This window comes from Acinetobacter puyangensis (assembly GCF_900096995.1).
Classification (GTDB): Bacteria; Pseudomonadota; Gammaproteobacteria; order Pseudomonadales; family Moraxellaceae; genus Acinetobacter; species Acinetobacter puyangensis.
In genome coordinates this window covers 821,175-839,075 of record NZ_OANT01000001.1, presented here as the reverse complement: position 1 = coordinate 839,075, position 17,901 = coordinate 821,175, and the positions used below count along the sequence as shown (strand labels likewise).

Sequence of the window (17,901 nt, the reverse complement as noted above, 5' to 3'; positions counted from 1 at the left end):
CCTTAATCTGAAGATTAAAGCGGTTTTTGTTACAATAAAATTAAATTAATAACGCTCGACCATTTTCTCTAACGAAATTGCACGAATTTGATCTGCATGACCTGCTGTACCAAAAGCAACATAACGGTCAACACACACCTGTTTCATGGCATCAACAGTTTTTGCGAGGTATTTACGTGGATCAAACTCGGCCGGATGTTCTGCCATAAAACGACGGATGGCACCGGTAGATGCCAAGCGCAAGTCGGTATCAATATTGATCTTACGCACACCGTGTTTAATTGCTTCAACCAGTTGTTCAACCGGAACACCATAGGTTTCGCCAATATCGCCACCAAACTCGTTAATGACTTTTAACCATTCCTGTGGTACCGAACTTGAACCATGCATAACCAAATGCGTATTTGGCAATGCTGCATGAATTTCTTTAATACGATCAATCGCCAGAATGTCCCCTGTCGGTGGACGGGTAAATTTATAGGCGCCATGCGATGTTCCCACTGCAATTGCAAGTGCATCAACATTGGTGTCTGCAACAAATTGCTGTGCTTCTTCTACAGAGGTCAGCAGTTGAGAGTGATCCAGCACGCCTTCTGCCCCAACACCGTCTTCTTCCCCAGCCATACCGGTTTCAAGGCTACCCAAACAACCGATTTCGCCTTCTACGGAAACACCACAGGCATGTGCCATGGCAACAACCTGACGGGTAACGTCAACATTATATTCATAGGTGGTTGGTGTTTTACCATCTGTACCGAGTGAACCATCCATCATGACTGAGCTAAAGCCCAATTGAATTGAGCGTTGGCAAATGGCTGGGCTGGTGCCATGATCCTGATGCATCACCACAGGAATATGCGGCCATTCTTCTACTGCCGCCAGAATAAGATGACGCAAAAACGGTGCGCCAGCATATTTACGTGCACCGGCAGATGCCTGAACGATGACAGGAGAATTAGTTTCATCTGCTGCCATCATAATGGCACGCATTTGTTCTAAGTTATTCACGTTGAATGCAGGAACACCGTAAGTATGTTCGGCTGCATGATCCAACAATTGGCGTAATGAAATGAGTGCCATAATATCCTCCAAAAACTTGCCGTATTTTACCTTGAGAATGATTTTAATTCAGCTAAAAATACGTTTTTTATATAAAAATCCTCGCATAAGCGAGGACTTGTCAACAAAACGGCCTATTACTGTGCAGGTTGTTCTGTTGCGGATTCAGTTGGTGCAGCTGCTGCATCTTCAGAGGTCGCTTCTGTTGCATCAGTTGTAGCAGCCTCATCAGTGGCAATTGCTTCCGGATTTGGCTGATCGACAGAATCAATCGCTGCTTGTTGTTCTGCTGATGTTGCGGCGGCTGGCGCAGTCTGTTCAGCAGTATCTGTAGCAGGTGCTTCTTTTTTGCTACAGGCCACAGCAACTAATGGAAGTGTAATCAATAAACCCGCTAATAATTTAATGTTCATAGAAAAATCCTAATTCAAAATTAATTCTTGGCACGTTGCAATAACGCTGCAACCGCTGGTAAAGTTTTCCCTTCAACAAATTCCAGAAATGCGCCGCCACCTGTTGAGATATAACCGATTTGATCTGCAACCTGATATTTATCAATCGCAGCCAAAGTGTCACCACCACCTGCAATCGAAAATGCAGCACTGTCTGCAACAGCTAAAGACAAAGTTTTGGTACCTTCACCGAATTGGTCCACTTCAAATACACCAACTGGACCATTCCACAAAATAGTTTTCGATTGCTTGAGTATCGCGGCAAAATTCTGGGCAGTTTCAGGACCTACATCTAAAATCATATCATTATCAGCAACATCTTCTACTTTTTTTACAGTCGACTGACAATTTGATAACGAACCTAAAAAGTCTTCAAAGTGAATGCTCGTTGCATCTGCGACGACAACATCTGTAGGCAACGGTACACTTACTTTTGCAGCAATTTGTTTGGCTGTATCAACCAGATCTGCTTCATATAGAGATTTACCAACGTTAAAACCAGCCGCAGCGAGGAAGGTATTGGCGATACCACCACCGACAATCAGTTGATCACAAATATTGGCCAGAGAATTTAACACATCGAGTTTGGTAGAAACTTTGGAACCTGCCACAATCGCCACCATAGGTTTTTCCGGAGTTTCCATGGCACGGCCCAATGCATCAAGCTCGGCTGCCAATAAAGGTCCTGCGGCAGCTTGTTTGGCATAACGTGCGGCACCTTCGGTTGACGCTTCAGCGCGATGTGCAGTACCAAAAGCATCCATCACAAAGACATCACAAAGTGCTGCATATTTTTGTGCCAGTTCTGGATTGTTTTTCTTTTCTCCATGATTAAAACGGACATTTTCCAGTAGCACCACCTGACCCGGCTGCACTGCAACACCATCGAGATAATCTGTAAACAATTGAACTTCCTGCCCTAACGCTTCAGTTAAATAAGCAGCAACAGGCGCAAGTGATTGTTCTGGTTTTGGCTCGCCTTCTACTGGGCGACCTAAATGAGAAAACACCATCACTGCCGCACCTTGATCAAGCGCTTGTTTGATGGTAGGTAAAGCTGCACGCAGACGGGCATCACTGCTGATTTTGCCATCTTTCACGGGAACATTTAAATCTTCACGAATTAAAACCCGCTTACCAGCCAAATCCAAATCTGTCATGCGCTGAAAATTCATATACTTCTCTCTTTTTGTCTAAATAAAATTGGGCAAATTTTAAATCATTCTCAATAAAAAGGTAGTTATATTTCGATATTGTATGAAAATCATGGTAAATATCATTTATCATGATAGTGCTTTATCGTTTTTAGGTGTGTTGTATGTCGTACCATCCCGATCCAGAAATCAATCGTTTAAATGTACTGGGTGAACCTTTAGCCAGTTGCTGTTTTGATCCCATCACAGGCTATTATCGAGATGGTTTTTGTCATACCGGCTATAGTGATTACGGTTTACACACCGTATGTGCCCAGATGACTTCAGAATTTTTAAGTTTTTCACAACGACTTGGCAATGACTTGATCACGCCATTGCCCGAAGTCGGCTTTGCTGGATTAAAACCGGGTGATTTCTGGTGTATCTGCGTTGAACGCTGGGTTGAGGCCTATCAACATCAGGTTGCGCCGCCCATTAAAATACAGGCTTGTCATCAAAGTGTACTAAAATTTGTCGATTTAAATACCTTGATGGAATATGCAGTGTAATGGCACAACAAATTATTCTCGCTTCCAGCTCTGTTACCCGTAAAGCATTGCTTGATCGTTTAAATCTAAACTATCTTGCCATCAGTCCTGACATTGATGAACGTGCTCAAGCGGGTGAAACCGCTCAACAACTTGCCTATCGTCTAAGTATTGAAAAAGCCAGTGTCATTGCAGCGCAATATCCGGATGCCATTGTTATTGGTTCCGATCAAGTGGCATGGCTGGCCGAATCTCCTACAGAATTGATTGGCAAACCCTATACCGAACAGGCGGCAATCCAACAATTACAACGACAAGCTGGCAAAGTGCTTAATTTTAGCACGGGCGTTTCGGTACAATGTTTGGCAAAAAATTATCGTCAAATCAGCGTGATTTCTTTTCAGGTTAAATTCCGTAGCTTATCAAACGATGAAATCCAGCGTTATGTTCACTTCGATCAACCTCTGCAGTGTGCAGGCAGTTTTAAATGTGAAAGTCTGGGCATGACTTTGTTTGAATCAATGCACGGCGATGACTATACGGCATTGATGGGTTTACCACTGATTCAACTGTGTCAGTATTTGCGGGAGTTAGAGGTTCATTTACCTTAAATATTAACAACCACTCACCCAGTTTTCCCATGTTAAATTCGGATAGTCTTTAAAATCTGCTTCATTATTGGTCACCAGAATACAATCTGCTGCAACTGCATGAGCAGCAATTAATCGGTCTAAAGCATCCTTACGCCTGTCTGGAATGGCTGCCCTTAATTTTGCATAGCTAAATGTAATCGTTTCATCAAAGGATAATACTGGGATATCCTCTAAAAGCCCTAAAATTGCTTGTTCTTCTTGTTCTCGATATTTTGAAATGAATGCACCAAAACGCAACTCTGCCAAAGTAATCACTGAAATCACCGCATCACCATAATTCAAATGAGCAAACTTCTTTGCCACATGAGCAGGGTCATTTTTTATTAAATAAATACAAATATTGGTATCAAGCATATAACGCATATTATTTGTCCTGGGAATCTGCTGTTATTTCTCTTATTTGCGGATCATTATCCTCATCCAATATACCCGACCAATCCCGTTCTTTTTGCTCATGAAGTTCTCGTCCATTTGGCATAAAATCAGGTGAAAATGCTTTAAACCTAGCCATTAACCCTGCTAAAGATCGCTTTTGAATCGGGCGAATTACCCACTCTCCATTGCGCCACTCTATTGTTACTTCTTCCGGAATTTCAGGAGGTAATAAATCTTTAGGAATCCGTATCGCAAAAGAATTGCCACTTTTGAACATTTTCGTTTTAGTGTTCATTGTTATTCCTCTCAAATCGCACTGTAAATACAGTATATACAACCATCAAAAAATAGACAAATTATTAAAAACCGTCATCCTAAAATAAGACAACCGTGACACTTCACTCAAAAAAAGAATCAAACAGCGCATCACAACTTGCAGCATTGTTGAACTCAAGTAACAATATGCAATCTCTTGCGTATTGGCGATTTTCATGTCCGAACAACTTTCCATTTTAGGTGGTTTAACTGCCGAACAATTCCTCGCAGAATACTGGCAGAAAAAGCCGCTTTTGGTCCGTAATGCCCTGCCTGAAATTGTCGGTATGTTTGAACCAGATGACATCAAGGAACTGGCGCTAGAAGACTATATTACTGCCCGTCTGATCACTCAAAATGGCAAACAGCATGATGAATGGAAGGTGAAAAACTCACCGCTGAATGCAAAGGATTTTAAAAAACTACCGCCCTACTGGACCTTACTGGTTCAGGCTGTTGACCATTATTCCATTGAACTGGCGGAACTCTGGAAACAGTTTGCCTTTATTCCGCAGTGGCGACGCGATGATATTATGGTGTCTTATGCGCCTAAAGGCGGCTCAGTTGGTCAACATTTTGATTTTTATGATGTATTCCTATTGCAAGGCTTTGGACATCGTCGTTGGCAACTTGGACAATGGTGTGATGAATCCAGTGCGTTGATTCCTGATCAACCGTTAAAATTATTGACAGACATGCAGATTGATTTTGATGAGGTACTGGCACCGGGCGATTTACTTTATGTCCCACCTCGTCTTTCGCATTATGGTGTAGCACAAGATGAGTGCCTCACTTTTTCCTTTGGCTTTCGCATGCCCAATCCGGCACAATTGATTGATCGTGTCAGTGACCGCTTTGCCGAGCAAATGACGACCAAAACACCGATGATCGATATCAACAGATCATCTTCTCAAGACATTGGTGAAATCAAACAAACTGAATTTGACGAGTTAAAACAAAAGTTATTACAGCTTATTGCGCATAATGCAGGCTTTGAATCGGCAGTAATGGAACTGATCAGTGAACCTAAATATCCGGATAACATTCCCGAACTGGATGAAATGCGACTGGATGACTTAAAAGAATTGGAACATCAGGGATTTTATATCACCCTTGAACCTGCCAGTCGCTTACTGTATCGCGCACTGTCCGACCAAAATCTGGAGTTCTGGGCAAATGGTGAAAAGCTGGAAATTAGCTCTAGCGCACAAGATATTTTTAAAACACTGGCAGATGGCGAAAATATTCTTTTAGATAATATTTTAACAGACGAAACTCAGGCTGAAGATATTTTAGATGCAATCAATCAGGCGATATTGATGCTGAATGAACCCGAAGAATAAAAAAAGAGCCACGATCGGCTCTTTCCCTTCATACCTAAACGCTAACTAAACAATTAACCGAAACGACCTGTAATATAGGCTTCTGTTAATTGATGGTCAGGTTGGGTAAATACTTTCTCAGTGGAGTTCACTTCAATCAAATCACCCAGATGGAAATAGGCGGTGCGGCTTGATACACGTGCCGCCTGTTGCATAGAATGCGTTACAATCGCAATGGTATATTGATTAGATAATTCAGAAATCAATTCTTCCACTTTTGCTGTTGCAATCGGGTCAAGTGCCGAACATGGTTCATCCATCAGAATCACTTCCGGGCTAACCGCAATGGTACGTGCAATACATAGACGTTGCTGCTGACCACCAGATAAACCCGTACCAGGCTGATTCAAACGATCCTTCACTTCTTCCCATAGGCCGGCTTTACGCAAACTATTCTCGACGATCTCTTCAAGATCGTATTTGTTTTTTGCCAGACCATGCAGCTTGGGACCATAAGACACATTTTCAAAAATAGATTTTGGAAACGGGTTCGGTTTCTGGAATACCATACCCACTTGCGCACGTAACAGTACCACGTCCAGATTCGGATCATAAATATCACGGCCATCAAGTGTAACTTTACCCGTCACACGACAGCTATCAATGGTGTCATTCATACGGTTTAAAGTACGCAGGAATGTGGATTTACCACAACCTGACGGACCGATAAATGCAATCACTTCATTTTCATAGATATCAAGATCAATGCCCTTAATCGCTTCAGCTTCGCCATAGTACACATGAACGTCCTGTGCACTAATTTTGACACTTGCATTGTTTTTTTTCTGCTTATTCTGCACATCAAACTGTGCAGAGGCATAATGTGTATTTGGACTCTGTGCAATCACATCGTTGGCGTTGGGCTGAGACGTACGTGGATTATTCACTGCTGTATCCTGTGTATCAATATTCTTTATTTCAGTTGTTAGCATAATCTTTCTCCAATTACCAACGAACTTCGAACTTTTTACGTAACCAAATTGCTAGGCTGTTTAAACCAATCATCAATGCCAATAGCACAATGATTGCAGCGGCAGTACGTCCCTCAAAGAAATTACGTAATTCATTACCCTGCCATAAATAAATCTGTACAGGTAATGCAGTTGCCTGATCAAGTGGTGTAGATGGAATACTGGCAACGAATGCACTCATCCCGATTAATAACAATGGCGCAGTTTCACCGAGTGCCTGAGCCACACCAATAATCGCACCGGTTAAAATACCCGGTAAAGCAAGTGGCAAGACATGATGAAATACGCTTTGTACTTTAGAGGCACCCAAGCCTAAAGCCGCCTGACGAATAGAAGGTGGAACCGCTTTTAATGAAGCACGTGTGGTAATAATCACTGTTGGCAATGTCATTAGACTGAGCACCAGACCACCGACCAAAGGCGCAGACAATGGTAAATGGAACCAGTTGATAAAAATCGCTGCGCCCAATAAACCGAAAACGATCGAAGGTACAGCAGCAAGGTTATTGATATTCACTTCGATAATATCTGTCAGCCAATTTTGTTTTGCAAATTCTTCTAGATAAATCGCACTTGCTACACCAATCGGAATCGAGATAAAGATCACGATCATCATCATAAATAATGACCCCATGAAAGCACCGGCCAAACCACTGAGCTCTGGTGCACTACGAGAATCCGGATTAGTAAAGATCTGGGTATTAAAGCTTCGGGTAATGATGCCGTCTGCTTTCATTTCATCCGCAAGATGACGAATTTCAGGACTCAGTTGTTGTTGCTCATCCGGTAAATCACGATCAATTTTCCCTGTTAACCAGACATCAATATTGGCAGCAGTCAAGAATTTAATCTCTTCTTTTTTACCGATCAGATTCTGATTGGCCAATACCATGTCACGCAAACGATAACTTTCCGAACTACTGAAGATGTTAATAATCTCATCTTTCTGGCTGGCAAGTTTTGGATCTTTGGCGATCACACTGTTGACCAATAAACTATCCCAATCCACCATGGCAAACTCACCTTGCCAGGCAATGAAACGCTCTTCAAATGCGGCTGGAGATTCACCCGAACGTGGTATAGGCTTTGGCCCCACCTTGATCTCATTGGGATCAAAATAGACAGTGGTTGTCATTGAAGATTGCCAGAATGCCGGTAAGCCACGAATCAAGATGCTTCCGAATAACAAGGCAACAAAGAACAACCCAATCATCACTGCGCTAAAACCCATCGATTTAAATACTTTTTCTTTACGATGACGTTTGCCTAAAGAAGCCTCGATACGACGACGACGCTCTTGCTGTAATTCTGCTGCTTTTTTGGGATCAAATTCTGGCAGCTGATCCACTGTTGGATTATTCGAAGTACTCATTCGTATTGCTCACGATATTTACGCACAATGTAAAGTGCAATAATGTTCAGACCCAAAGTAATCACAAATAAGGTCAGACCTAAAGCAAATGCCACCAATGATTGCGGGCTGGCAAAATCTGTATCGCCGGTTAACTGATTAACGATTGTTACTGTGACAGTAGAGATCGCCTCTAACGGATTGGCATGCAGTAATGGACTATTCCCGGCAGCCAGTACCACAATCATGGTTTCACCAATGGCACGAGACGCTGCCAATAAAAATGCCCCCACTACCCCGGGCAATGCTGCCGGCATAACAACTTTCAAAATGGTTTCAGATTTTGTCGCTCCGAGCCCCAAAGAACCATCACGTAAAGAACGCGGTACCTGAGTAATAATATCGTCTGACAAGGAGGAAACGAACGGGATAATCATGATTCCCATGACAAAACCTGCGGTCAAGGCACTGGTCGCATTAATATTTAAACCCAGCACTTCCCCCATATGATGGAAAAATGGACCAATCACCATCAAAGCAAATACACCATATACAATGGTTGGAATCCCGGCCAAAATCTCGATAATCGGTTTTACAATCGCGCGAAAACTAGGTTTTGCATATTCTGCGAGATAAATCGCGGTCATCAGACCGACTGGTACAGCGACCAGTAAGGCAATAATACTGACCATGATTGTGCCCCATAACAAAGGCAACAGACCATAACTTCCTTCGGCCGATCCAGTGGTACTAAAGCCTGGATTCCACTCTGTACCCAAGAAGAAATCTGCCGGACTAACAAAATCAAAGAAATGTAATGCTTCACTGAGCATCGACATCACGATACCGACAGTGGTTAAAATTGCGATACCAGAACAAAGAGCCAAAGCAATACTAATGATTTTTTCGACTTGATTACGTGCACGGAATTGACCGGAAATACGCTGTCTTGCATAGGCCAAACCGAATAAAGATACAGAAATAATGATTGAAAATTTAGCAATTAAAGCAATCATTTGATAATTTTTTAATTTTTGTGCTGCGGCAACCTCATAAGCTTGTGCTGTATCACTTACCCCAAAGCCTGAAGCAATCGATTGGACGCGGCGGACCAATACGTCTATTTCTGATGCAGATAAACCGCTTACCACTTGCGCAGGCAGTTGGCTAAGTGCAATATGTTTTAAAATAGATGGCTCTGCAATATTCCAAACAACTAATAAAATCGCAGCGGGAATCCCACACCACAACGCCACCAAACTACCATAATACCCCGGACGAGAGTGCAAAATTGCAGAATTATTACCTTTACCAGCAATCGACTTACTTCGTGTTAAGCCGATCTGATAGGCAACTGCAATAATTGCGAGTAGGATGCCGATTAGTAATAAATTCATCGATGCTCCAAGTTTGCTGTTTTACTGGGTCACAACCCATATTCTTTTATTGACGAAAAGCCGATGATAGAGCAACCCCATCATCAGCTTCATTGTTCAGCAATTACTTCACTGTTTTTCCGGCTTTAAAATCGGCCAGGATCTTATTACGTTCGGTAGAACTTAATGGAATTAAGCCAGCTTTTGACAACTTACTGTTTTTACCGGACACTTTTTCACTTAAGAAAAATGTTGGGAATTGTTCTAAACCTTTAATGGATTTCAAATGCTCGCCTTTTACATAGATAAACAAAGGACGAGATACAGGATATTTACCACTTAATACAGTCGCTTCAGATGGTGTAACACCATTGACTGTTGCAACACGTAAACGGTCTTTGTTTTCATCATAGAAACTTAAACCAAACACACCGACAGCACTAGGAGAAGTTTTCAGACGCGCCAATGTTTCTGTATAATCACCGGCAATCTCAACCACACGACCATCTTTACGGAAAGAAGTACATGCTTTCTTACGTGCATCATCATCCAGTTTTTTGAAATAATCGTATGCCTCACAGCCTGCATCTACCATTTTTTCTTGGAATACTTCACGCGTACCGTGGTTAGATGCCGGAATTACCAAAGTAATCGGTTCTTTTGGTAATTTTGGATCAATCTGATTCCAGTGTGTATATGGATTAGCAATCAATTTGCCGTTTGATGGCATTTGTGCAGCCAGTGCAGCAAACACATGGTAAGGTTTTAATGCATAGGCAGCTTTATTTGAGTTTGACGCAAAAACGATACCGTCATAACCAATTTTCACTTCCTGAATTTTAGTTACACCGGCTTTTTTACAGCTTTCAATTTCACTTGATTTGATTTTACGTGAAGCATTTGCAATATCAATAGTGTTATCACCAACACCTTGACAGAACTGGCGTAGACCACCAGAAGTACCGCCTGAACCAACAACTGGCGTTTTAAATTGCGGATAAGTATTACCGAACTCTTCTGCAACAATACTTGCAAATGGCAATACCGTAGAAGAACCTGCGATTTGAATAGTTTCGCGCGCAGCATGTGCAGTTGTCAAAGTCGTTGCTGTTACCACAGCCAAAGCCAGACCTAATTGACGTTGAGTTAAACGCATTCTTATCTCTCTTTTCTAAAAATAGATGATGGTTGAGAAGCCGTTTTGGCAATGCTTCTTGTGTATGCTTATTGTGAAATTTAAATATGACAATTAAGTGACAAAAAGATGACCTTTTTGTGAAAGGCTTGTATCAAGCGCATTTATGCACGATGCATAATTATTTTGAAGGGCTGTTAGATTTTTATTTTATCCCAAATCTCATGTTACTTCAAAGACTTTCCATCACTACATATTCACATCTTGCCATAGCAATAATTCCCTAAATAATTTATGGTTATTACATTAAATTATGACATTGACCCAAGAGGACAGCGAATGACCAACCATCAATTAGAACCATTTGAACATGTAAAAGAACCTGAAGGCGAAAAATTGCCAATTTTTGAAAATGCTGTTCTCAATTATACCGGACGAAAACTCTCCGAAGATGGTGCGGTTAATGACCTCCCTGAAAGCTATCCTTATAAAACCCGAATGACGCGCAAAACCTATGAAGCGCAAAAGAAATTATTACAGATTGAATTATTAAAGGTACAAAGCTGGGTCAAAGACACTGGACAAAAAGTCGTCTGTATATTTGAAGGAAGAGATGCCGCAGGTAAAGGCGGAACCATTAAACGCTTTATGGAGCATTTAAATCCGCGGGGTGCAAGAGTAGTGGCATTGGAAAAACCCAGTGAAGCCGAACGAGGTCAATGGTATTTTCAACGTTATATCAAGGAATTACCGACTGCTGGAGAAATGGTGTTCTTTGACCGTTCTTGGTATAACCGTGCCGGTGTCGAACGTGTTATGGGATTTTGCCAGCCTCATGAATATTTACAGTTCATGCGCCAAACACCGGAAGTGGAACGTATGCTGGTCAATAGTGGTATTCATTTATTTAAATTCTGGTTTTCGGTAAGTCGGGAAGAACAATTACGTCGTTTTGTCGCACGTCGTGATGATCCATTAAAACACTGGAAACTATCTCCAATTGATGTGCAATCGCTGGATCGTTGGGATGATTATACTGAAGCAAAAAACCAGATGTTTTTCCACACCCATACAGGTGATGCACCTTGGACCATCATCAAATCCGATGATAAAAAACGTGCCCGTTTAAATTGTATCCGTGCTTTTCTACATCAACTCGATTATCCGGATAAAGATTTAAAAGCCATCCAAAAAGTCGACCAACTGATCGTACATGTCCCCAATGCACAAATGAAAGGTCATATGGAAACCAACGACTAAGTTCTTTTTTAAATTTTTTATTTAATTACTCGCCAAGCTGACTCATAATACTTGGCGAGTATTTTTTTATTAAAAGTTTATGAAAATTCGGATATTAACCATCGGACAGAAAATGCCTGCCTGGGTTTTACAGGGCTTTGAAGATTATTTCAAACGCATCCAACCTTTCGTCACCACACAGCTGGTCGAATTACCCATGGCAAAACGAGGCAAGAATGACTCCCCTGCCGATATTTTAAAATATTGCCAAATCGAAGGTGAAAGTATTTTAAGCAATATCAAATCCAACGAGTTATTGATTGCGCTGGAAGTGGGTGGCCGGGAATTAAGTACCGAAAAACTTGCCGACACCATGCAGGACTGGATGTTACAAGGACAGGATGTGGTACTGGCAATTGGCGGTCCGGATGGCTTATCTGACGATATCCGCAAAGCCGCAGCATGGCACTGGTCTTTGTCCAAACTGACATTGCCGCATCCAATGGTACGCATTATACTGATTGAGCAGCTGTATCGTGCCATGAGCATTAATCACCACCATCCCTATCATCGAGCTTAATGCTTAAATCTACTGATTAAAATTACTGACTGGAGCATGTTGTGACGGATACACCGCAACCCAAAATGATGGAAAAATTTGCACAGGAATACGTCACCGCAAATTATCGCTATATTTCTGCATATAATGAACTCAATGCCAGAACCTCACAACGGCAGCAGGCATTGACCATTTTTATCACATTTTTTATTGGTTTGCTGGCAGCACTGATTGCAGCACACAATGTCACCACCAACTTGAATTCGCATATTGAATGGATCATGTTTGGCTTTCCGGTCGCATCTGCAACCTTTGCTTTTTTAAATTATAAGTATGAGCGTATCATCACCAATTTACGCAGTTTCTTGTCCTCTTTAGAACGCTATCACGATGCCCATCTGGAGATACCCAGCTATAACACCAATCAACAATGGGTCAATGATTCCAATCATGCCCGACGTTTTCATGATTATGCCTGTGCTATTCTGATTCTGGCCTGTAATAGCATTGGAATTAGTGCATTTTATGTGTTATTTCCCGAACACGTTGCACAATCTTATTTTGTCATTTTCTTTGTGGTATTGATTGCCATGTTAACCGCAATTCTGCACTGGTTTTTACCAAAATTCGGTTATCAACCACCTGCGTAAAAAAAGCACAATATTTGATAAGATAAATTATTAATCGCTAACGGTATAAAATGATTTTTATGCGATATTACTTACATCGTCATTACAGATGACACTTGGTTTCTTGTCACAATTAGCGCACAATATCGTCCTTTGATTTACAAAGGGTGCAAAAACATGTCTGATGCCTTGGTTTTAAAAAATCTTTGCAAAACCTATAAAAATGGTTTTCAAGCCTTAAAAGGTATCAACTTGACTGTACCGCAAGGTGAGTTTTATGCACTACTCGGACCCAATGGTGCAGGAAAATCCACCACCATTAGTATTATCAGTTCCCTTACCAAAAAAACATCAGGTTCGGTTGAAATTTTTGGACATGATCTGGATACGCAGGCATCACTTGCCAAACAATATTTAGGCGTGGTACCACAGGAATTCAACTTTGGACAATTTGAAAAAACCTTTGATATTTTAGTTACTCAGGCAGGTTATTACGGCATTCCCAAGAAAATTGCCGAACAACGTGCCGAGCATTATCTGGAAAAACTGGGACTTTGGGAAAAACGCAACAATCAGGCACGTTTGCTCTCAGGCGGAATGAAACGTCGTCTGATGATTGCCCGTGCCATGATGCATGAACCCAAACTCATGATTCTGGATGAACCGACGGCCGGTGTCGATATTGAGCTGCGTCGCTCGATGTGGGATTTTCTCAGTGAACTCAATAAAAATGGTACGTCTATTATTCTGACCACCCATTATCTTGAAGAAGCAGAAATGTTGTGTCGCCGCATTGCCATTATTGATCGGGGCGAAATCAGGGAAGATAACAGCATGAAAGCCTTTCTCAATCAATTGTCAGTTGAATCCTTTATTTTTGATCTGGAACAACCACTTGAGCAAATCGAGATTAATATTATCGGTTTTAGCTTTAGCCTGCTTGATGCCATGACCTTACAAGTCACCATGGACAAATCACACAGTCTAAATGACTTATTTGCCATCTTTGAAGCCAGTGGTATTCAAATCAAAAGTATGAGAAATAAATCCAATCGTCTGGAAGAGTTATTTGTGAATCTGGTGGAGAAAAATCTGACCGAAACACATGTCGTTGAGAATAATGTACAAGGAGAAGCATCATGAATGCTGAACAACTCCGTATTGCATTTATGACCTTGTTACGCAAGGAAATTCGGCGTTTTCTACGGATCTGGCCACAAACCCTGTTACCACCTGCGATCACCATGAGTCTGTATTTTGTGATTTTTGGCAATCTGGTGGGTTCACGGATCGGAGAAATGGGCGGCTATAGCTATATGCAGTTCATTGTGCCAGGTCTGATTATGATGGCAGTCATTACTAATAGTTATAATAATGTCTGCTCCAGTTTTTTTAGTGCAAAATTTCAGCGCAGTATTGAAGAACTGATCACCAGTCCAGTCCCAAATCACATCATTTTGCTGGGCTATGTCCTCGGTGGCGTGGCGCGTGGTTTATGTGTGGGATTAATCGTGACCATCATGAGTCTGTTTTTTACCCAGCTCGAACTGCACAATATTTTCGTGACGATTTATACGGTACTGATTACCTCGATGCTGTTTTCAATTGGTGGTTTTATCAATGCAGTCTATGCAAAATCCTTTGATGATATTTCGATTATTCCGACATTTGTATTGACGCCACTCACCTATCTGGGTGGTGTATTCTATGCCATTAGCAGTTTGACGCCGTTCTGGCAAAAACTGTCGCTGATTAATCCTATTGTGTATATGGTCAATGCCTTTCGTTATGGCATTCTAGGCCATAGTGACGTGAATGTCTGGCTTTCGCTTGGTGTGATCAGTGCAGGCTGTTTTTTAATGTATGCGATCGCTTATCAACTATTAATTCGTGGTACAGGAATGCGTGAATAATGAGTGTAGAAACATCACAACTGGGTAAAGAAACTGAATATCCAACACAATATGCACCTGAAGTGTTATTTCCGATTGTACGTCAGCAGGCAAGACAGGCTTATGCCAATATCGCAGGCATACAACAAGGGATAGACTGGTGGCATGTCTTTGAAATCTCTTGGTTGGATCTACAAGGCAAACCTCAGGTTGCCATCGGACGCTTACACATTCCTGCCAGTTCGCCCAATTTAATCGAATCAAAATCGTTAAAATTATATTTTAATAGCTTTAATTTTGAAAAACTGAGTCGCCAGCAGTTTATTGATACGGTAGAACGTGATCTGACTCAGGCAGCTGGTGCATCAGTTCAACTTGAATTACGTTCAGTGGATGATCTGGCCATCACCATACCAGAGGGGATTTGTCTGGATGAGTTTGAACCCAGTACAATTGAATATCATCCCAATGCACAACTGCTCAAGCATGATTCAGGTCATGATGATGTCATAGAACAAAGCTACTATTCACATTTATTAAGAAGTAACTGTCCAGTCACCAATCAACCCGATTGGGGCACAGTTTTTATCCGATATCGTGGTAAAAAACCTTGTGAAAAGGCATTGTTAGCCTATATTATCTCTTACCGTCAGCATAATGGTTTTCACGAACAATGTGTCGAACATATTTTTGCTGATATATGGACCCTGCTTCAACCACAACAACTCATGGTTTATGCAGCTTACACTCGTCGAGGTGGACTAGACATTAATCCCTGCCGAGTGTCTGATCTATCCTGGATGCCAACGCCTATACGTTTGGCGCGACAATAGAGCGTGGAATACGCTTTCACAAAAAATACAAGTTTATCGAGGTTAGTTATGCCAAGCTTCTTTGGATTTATCCCATCAGAAACATTATTAAAAGATATTAAGGAAGCGCAAGCGAATCGCAATAGCAGCGAGCCGACGTATCCACTTCGTGATAAAATTGCCATGCAATTAAATGACGAAATTCTTGATAATGTATTGACCAACATGATTCATCATTTTCCGCCTAGCGAAAAAAGAGATACCGCCGAAAAACTGGTGGGTTATGTCAAATCAACCGTGCATGTGTTGCTAAAACAATTGTTAAGCAAAACGCCTAATGAACAGGTGCTACAGTCTCTAGCATTTATTGAACGTAGCCTGTTTACGGATGAAGAAGGTCAATTACGTGTTGGTGCACCATTAGATGCAACCGTTGCTGCACAGCTTAAAAGTAGCTTTGCTGCAATTTTAAATGGTGGCAATCCTAAAGAATTGCGTCCCGTTCTGGTTGAGCAATATAAAAAGTTTGCAGACCAACTGGTGCATCACTTTATGATTGATTTTAATAAAACCCTAGATCTGGGTATGATCAAACGCAAAGCCGCAGATATTGGTGCCAGTGCCGTGACCAAAGCGATTCATATTGGTATCGATAAGCTAATTCCTAGCCTCAATAGCGAAGAATTAAAAGTGCTTGCCCGTGAGCATGATGCGTTAATCCATCAAACCCACTAACACACGTTAATTCCGTTTAAAAACCTGACAAATGTCAGGTTTTTTTGTTTCAGCACATTTTCTTGTGCTTAATCGAAAGTTGTGACTGTGTTAGCATAAGTCGGCTTTTTTTACTTCTTTAAAGTACCTATGTCTCAGCTTACGCCCCCGAATAGATTTCTTCGTTATGCGCCACGTGATGGTTCGCAGGTTCGCTATCCTTTATCTATGTGGGAGCGTATTCATTTAGACCCTTGGCTGTTAAGTTTTTTATTATTAAATGCCTTATTGGGCCTTACAGTCCTCTACAGTGCATCTGCGCAAGATACAGGAATGGTATTAAAACAAGCCATGAGTTTTGGGATTGGCTTTATTGTCATGTTTATCATGGCACAAATTCCTCCAAAAATTTATCAGGGTTTTTCACCCTATTTTTATGGCATTGGCGTGATCTCGTTAATTGCTGTGGTGATCTTCGGTGAAGTCCGTATGGGCGCACAACGCTGGATTGATATCCCCGGATTTGGTAGTGTTCAACCCAGCGAATTTCTCAAAATTGGTATGCCAATGATGGTGGCATGGTATCTGTCACGCTATCCCCTTCCACCACGCTTTAAACAGGTTTTTATTAGTCTGATTCTGATTGGTATTCCTTTTTTGCTTATTGCAGAACAGCCTGATCTGGGTACCTCCCTTCTGGTTCTGGCAAGCGGCATGTTTGTGTTATTTTTAAGTGGCTTATCCTGGCGTTTGATTTTGGCTGCACTGGGTGCGGTAGCAATCATTATCCCAATTGCATGGGAATTTTTACTGCATGATTATCAAAAACGTCGTGTCTTAACCCTCTTTAATCCCGAAGCCGATGCTTTAGGCTCTGGCTGGAATATTATCCAGTCAAAAACAGCGATTGGTTCTGGTGGATTCTCTGGTAAAGGTTTTTTGGAAGGGACACAATCACATTTACATTTTTTACCCGAAGGTCATACTGATTTCATTATTGCTGCCTATTCTGAAGAATTCGGTCTGATCGGTATCGCTGTACTCATGCTGATTTATTTTGCCATTATCATTCGTATTTTTCAGATTAGCCTATATAGTTTTCATAATTATGGCCGTCTGGTCTCAGGTGCATTAGGCTTGTCTTTCTTTGTTTATGTATTTGTCAATGCAGGCATGGTCAGTGGTATTTTGCCTGTGGTAGGCGTTCCGCTACCCTTTATGAGTTATGGCGGTACAGCGATTATTACACTTATGGCAACCTTTGGATTGATTATGTCCATACATACACATCGTTAATATTTAAAAT

20 protein-coding genes are annotated in these 17,901 nt (G+C 41.5%); 11 read left to right on the top strand and 9 right to left on the bottom strand.

Annotated features, from left to right (window positions below):
• Window positions 1-45: 45 nt before the first annotated feature.
• The 3 genes from fba to CRO21_RS03885 form a co-directional block, all read right to left on the bottom strand.
• Window positions 46-1,080, bottom strand: a complete 1,035-nt coding sequence (gene fba / locus CRO21_RS03895) for a class II fructose-bisphosphate aldolase (protein ID WP_097077994.1) — start codon at window positions 1,078-1,080, stop codon at window positions 46-48.
• Window positions 1,081-1,196: 116 nt separating this feature from the next.
• Window positions 1,197-1,472, bottom strand: coding sequence for a hypothetical protein (locus tag CRO21_RS03890; RefSeq protein ID WP_097077993.1), 276 nt, complete (start codon window positions 1,470-1,472; stop codon window positions 1,197-1,199).
• Between the two features lie 20 nt (window positions 1,473-1,492).
• Window positions 1,493-2,686 carry a phosphoglycerate kinase gene (locus tag CRO21_RS03885; protein WP_097077992.1) on the bottom strand — a complete coding sequence of 398 codons (1,194 nt, stop codon included), beginning with the start codon at window positions 2,684-2,686 and terminating at the stop codon, window positions 1,493-1,495.
• Window positions 2,687-2,829: 143 nt separating this feature from the next.
• Here CRO21_RS03885 and CRO21_RS03880 point away from each other — a divergent pair, with 143 nt between their 5' ends.
• Window positions 2,830-3,213, top strand: a complete 384-nt coding sequence (locus tag CRO21_RS03880) for a DUF2237 family protein (protein WP_097077991.1) — start codon at window positions 2,830-2,832, stop codon at window positions 3,211-3,213.
• Window positions 3,213-3,803, top strand: coding sequence for a Maf family protein (locus CRO21_RS03875; protein WP_097077990.1), 591 nt, complete (start codon window positions 3,213-3,215; stop codon window positions 3,801-3,803). The genes CRO21_RS03880 and CRO21_RS03875 overlap by 1 nt, the downstream gene beginning before the upstream one ends.
• Before the next feature lie 3 nt (window positions 3,804-3,806).
• Here CRO21_RS03875 and CRO21_RS03870 read toward each other — a convergent pair whose 3' ends face one another.
• Both CRO21_RS03870 and CRO21_RS03865 read right to left on the bottom strand, forming a co-directional pair.
• Window positions 3,807-4,208: a type II toxin-antitoxin system VapC family toxin gene (locus CRO21_RS03870; RefSeq protein ID WP_097077989.1), complete on the bottom strand. Its 402-nt coding sequence runs from the start codon at window positions 4,206-4,208 to the stop codon at window positions 3,807-3,809.
• A 1-nt stretch (window position 4,209) separates the two neighbouring features.
• Window positions 4,210-4,515 (bottom strand): antitoxin, encoded by a 306-nt coding sequence (locus CRO21_RS03865; protein WP_213064394.1) that lies wholly within the window; start codon window positions 4,513-4,515, stop codon window positions 4,210-4,212.
• A 196-nt stretch (window positions 4,516-4,711) separates the two neighbouring features.
• Here CRO21_RS03865 and CRO21_RS03860 point away from each other — a divergent pair, with 196 nt between their 5' ends.
• Window positions 4,712-5,878 (top strand): cupin domain-containing protein, encoded by a 1,167-nt coding sequence (locus CRO21_RS03860; RefSeq protein WP_097077988.1) that lies wholly within the window; start codon window positions 4,712-4,714, stop codon window positions 5,876-5,878.
• A 53-nt stretch (window positions 5,879-5,931) separates the two neighbouring features.
• Here the strand turns inward: CRO21_RS03860 and pstB are convergent, their stop codons facing one another.
• The 4 genes from pstB to CRO21_RS03840 form a co-directional block, all read right to left on the bottom strand.
• A complete protein-coding gene (pstB, locus tag CRO21_RS03855; RefSeq protein ID WP_097077987.1) occupies window positions 5,932-6,849 on the bottom strand; it encodes a phosphate ABC transporter ATP-binding protein PstB in 918 nt (305 codons plus the stop codon).
• Between the two features lie 13 nt (window positions 6,850-6,862).
• The gene (pstA, locus tag CRO21_RS03850) at window positions 6,863-8,260 is read right to left on the bottom strand and encodes a phosphate ABC transporter permease PstA (protein ID WP_097077986.1); all 1,398 of its coding nucleotides are present in this window, start codon (window positions 8,258-8,260) and stop codon (window positions 6,863-6,865) included.
• Window positions 8,257-9,636, bottom strand: a complete 1,380-nt coding sequence (pstC, locus tag CRO21_RS03845) for a phosphate ABC transporter permease subunit PstC (protein ID WP_097077985.1) — start codon at window positions 9,634-9,636, stop codon at window positions 8,257-8,259. The genes pstA and pstC overlap by 4 nt, the downstream gene beginning before the upstream one ends.
• A 103-nt stretch (window positions 9,637-9,739) precedes the next feature.
• On the bottom strand, window positions 9,740-10,771 hold the full coding sequence (locus CRO21_RS03840) for a substrate-binding domain-containing protein (protein ID WP_097077984.1): 1,032 nt from the start codon (window positions 10,769-10,771) through the stop codon (window positions 9,740-9,742).
• A 318-nt stretch (window positions 10,772-11,089) separates the two neighbouring features.
• Here CRO21_RS03840 and ppk2 point away from each other — a divergent pair, with 318 nt between their 5' ends.
• From ppk2 to rodA, 8 genes are all read left to right on the top strand, one after another.
• Window positions 11,090-12,010 (top strand): polyphosphate kinase 2, encoded by a 921-nt coding sequence (gene ppk2, locus CRO21_RS03835; RefSeq protein WP_097077983.1) that lies wholly within the window; start codon window positions 11,090-11,092, stop codon window positions 12,008-12,010.
• 79 nt (window positions 12,011-12,089) lie between these two features.
• Window positions 12,090-12,569 carry a 23S rRNA (pseudouridine(1915)-N(3))-methyltransferase RlmH gene (gene rlmH / locus CRO21_RS03830; protein WP_097077982.1) on the top strand — a complete coding sequence of 160 codons (480 nt, stop codon included), beginning with the start codon at window positions 12,090-12,092 and terminating at the stop codon, window positions 12,567-12,569.
• Window positions 12,570-12,610: 41 nt separating this feature from the next.
• Window positions 12,611-13,198, top strand: coding sequence for a hypothetical protein (locus CRO21_RS03825; RefSeq protein WP_097077981.1), 588 nt, complete (start codon window positions 12,611-12,613; stop codon window positions 13,196-13,198).
• A gap of 156 nt (window positions 13,199-13,354) precedes the next feature.
• Window positions 13,355-14,320, top strand: coding sequence for an ABC transporter ATP-binding protein (locus CRO21_RS03820; RefSeq protein WP_097077980.1), 966 nt, complete (start codon window positions 13,355-13,357; stop codon window positions 14,318-14,320).
• Window positions 14,317-15,090, top strand: a complete 774-nt coding sequence (locus CRO21_RS03815) for an ABC transporter permease (RefSeq protein ID WP_097077979.1) — start codon at window positions 14,317-14,319, stop codon at window positions 15,088-15,090. The genes CRO21_RS03820 and CRO21_RS03815 overlap by 4 nt, the downstream gene beginning before the upstream one ends.
• Complete coding sequence (gene queF, locus CRO21_RS03810) at window positions 15,090-15,902, top strand: NADPH-dependent 7-cyano-7-deazaguanine reductase QueF (protein ID WP_097077978.1); 813 nt, start codon at window positions 15,090-15,092, stop codon at window positions 15,900-15,902. Before CRO21_RS03815 ends, queF begins: the two co-directional genes overlap by 1 nt.
• Before the next feature lie 48 nt (window positions 15,903-15,950).
• Window positions 15,951-16,616 (top strand): hypothetical protein, encoded by a 666-nt coding sequence (locus tag CRO21_RS03805; protein ID WP_097077977.1) that lies wholly within the window; start codon window positions 15,951-15,953, stop codon window positions 16,614-16,616.
• Window positions 16,617-16,745: 129 nt separating this feature from the next.
• Window positions 16,746-17,891 carry a rod shape-determining protein RodA gene (gene rodA, locus CRO21_RS03800; RefSeq protein ID WP_097077976.1) on the top strand — a complete coding sequence of 382 codons (1,146 nt, stop codon included), beginning with the start codon at window positions 16,746-16,748 and terminating at the stop codon, window positions 17,889-17,891.
• The last annotated feature ends 10 nt before the right edge of the window (window positions 17,892-17,901 follow it).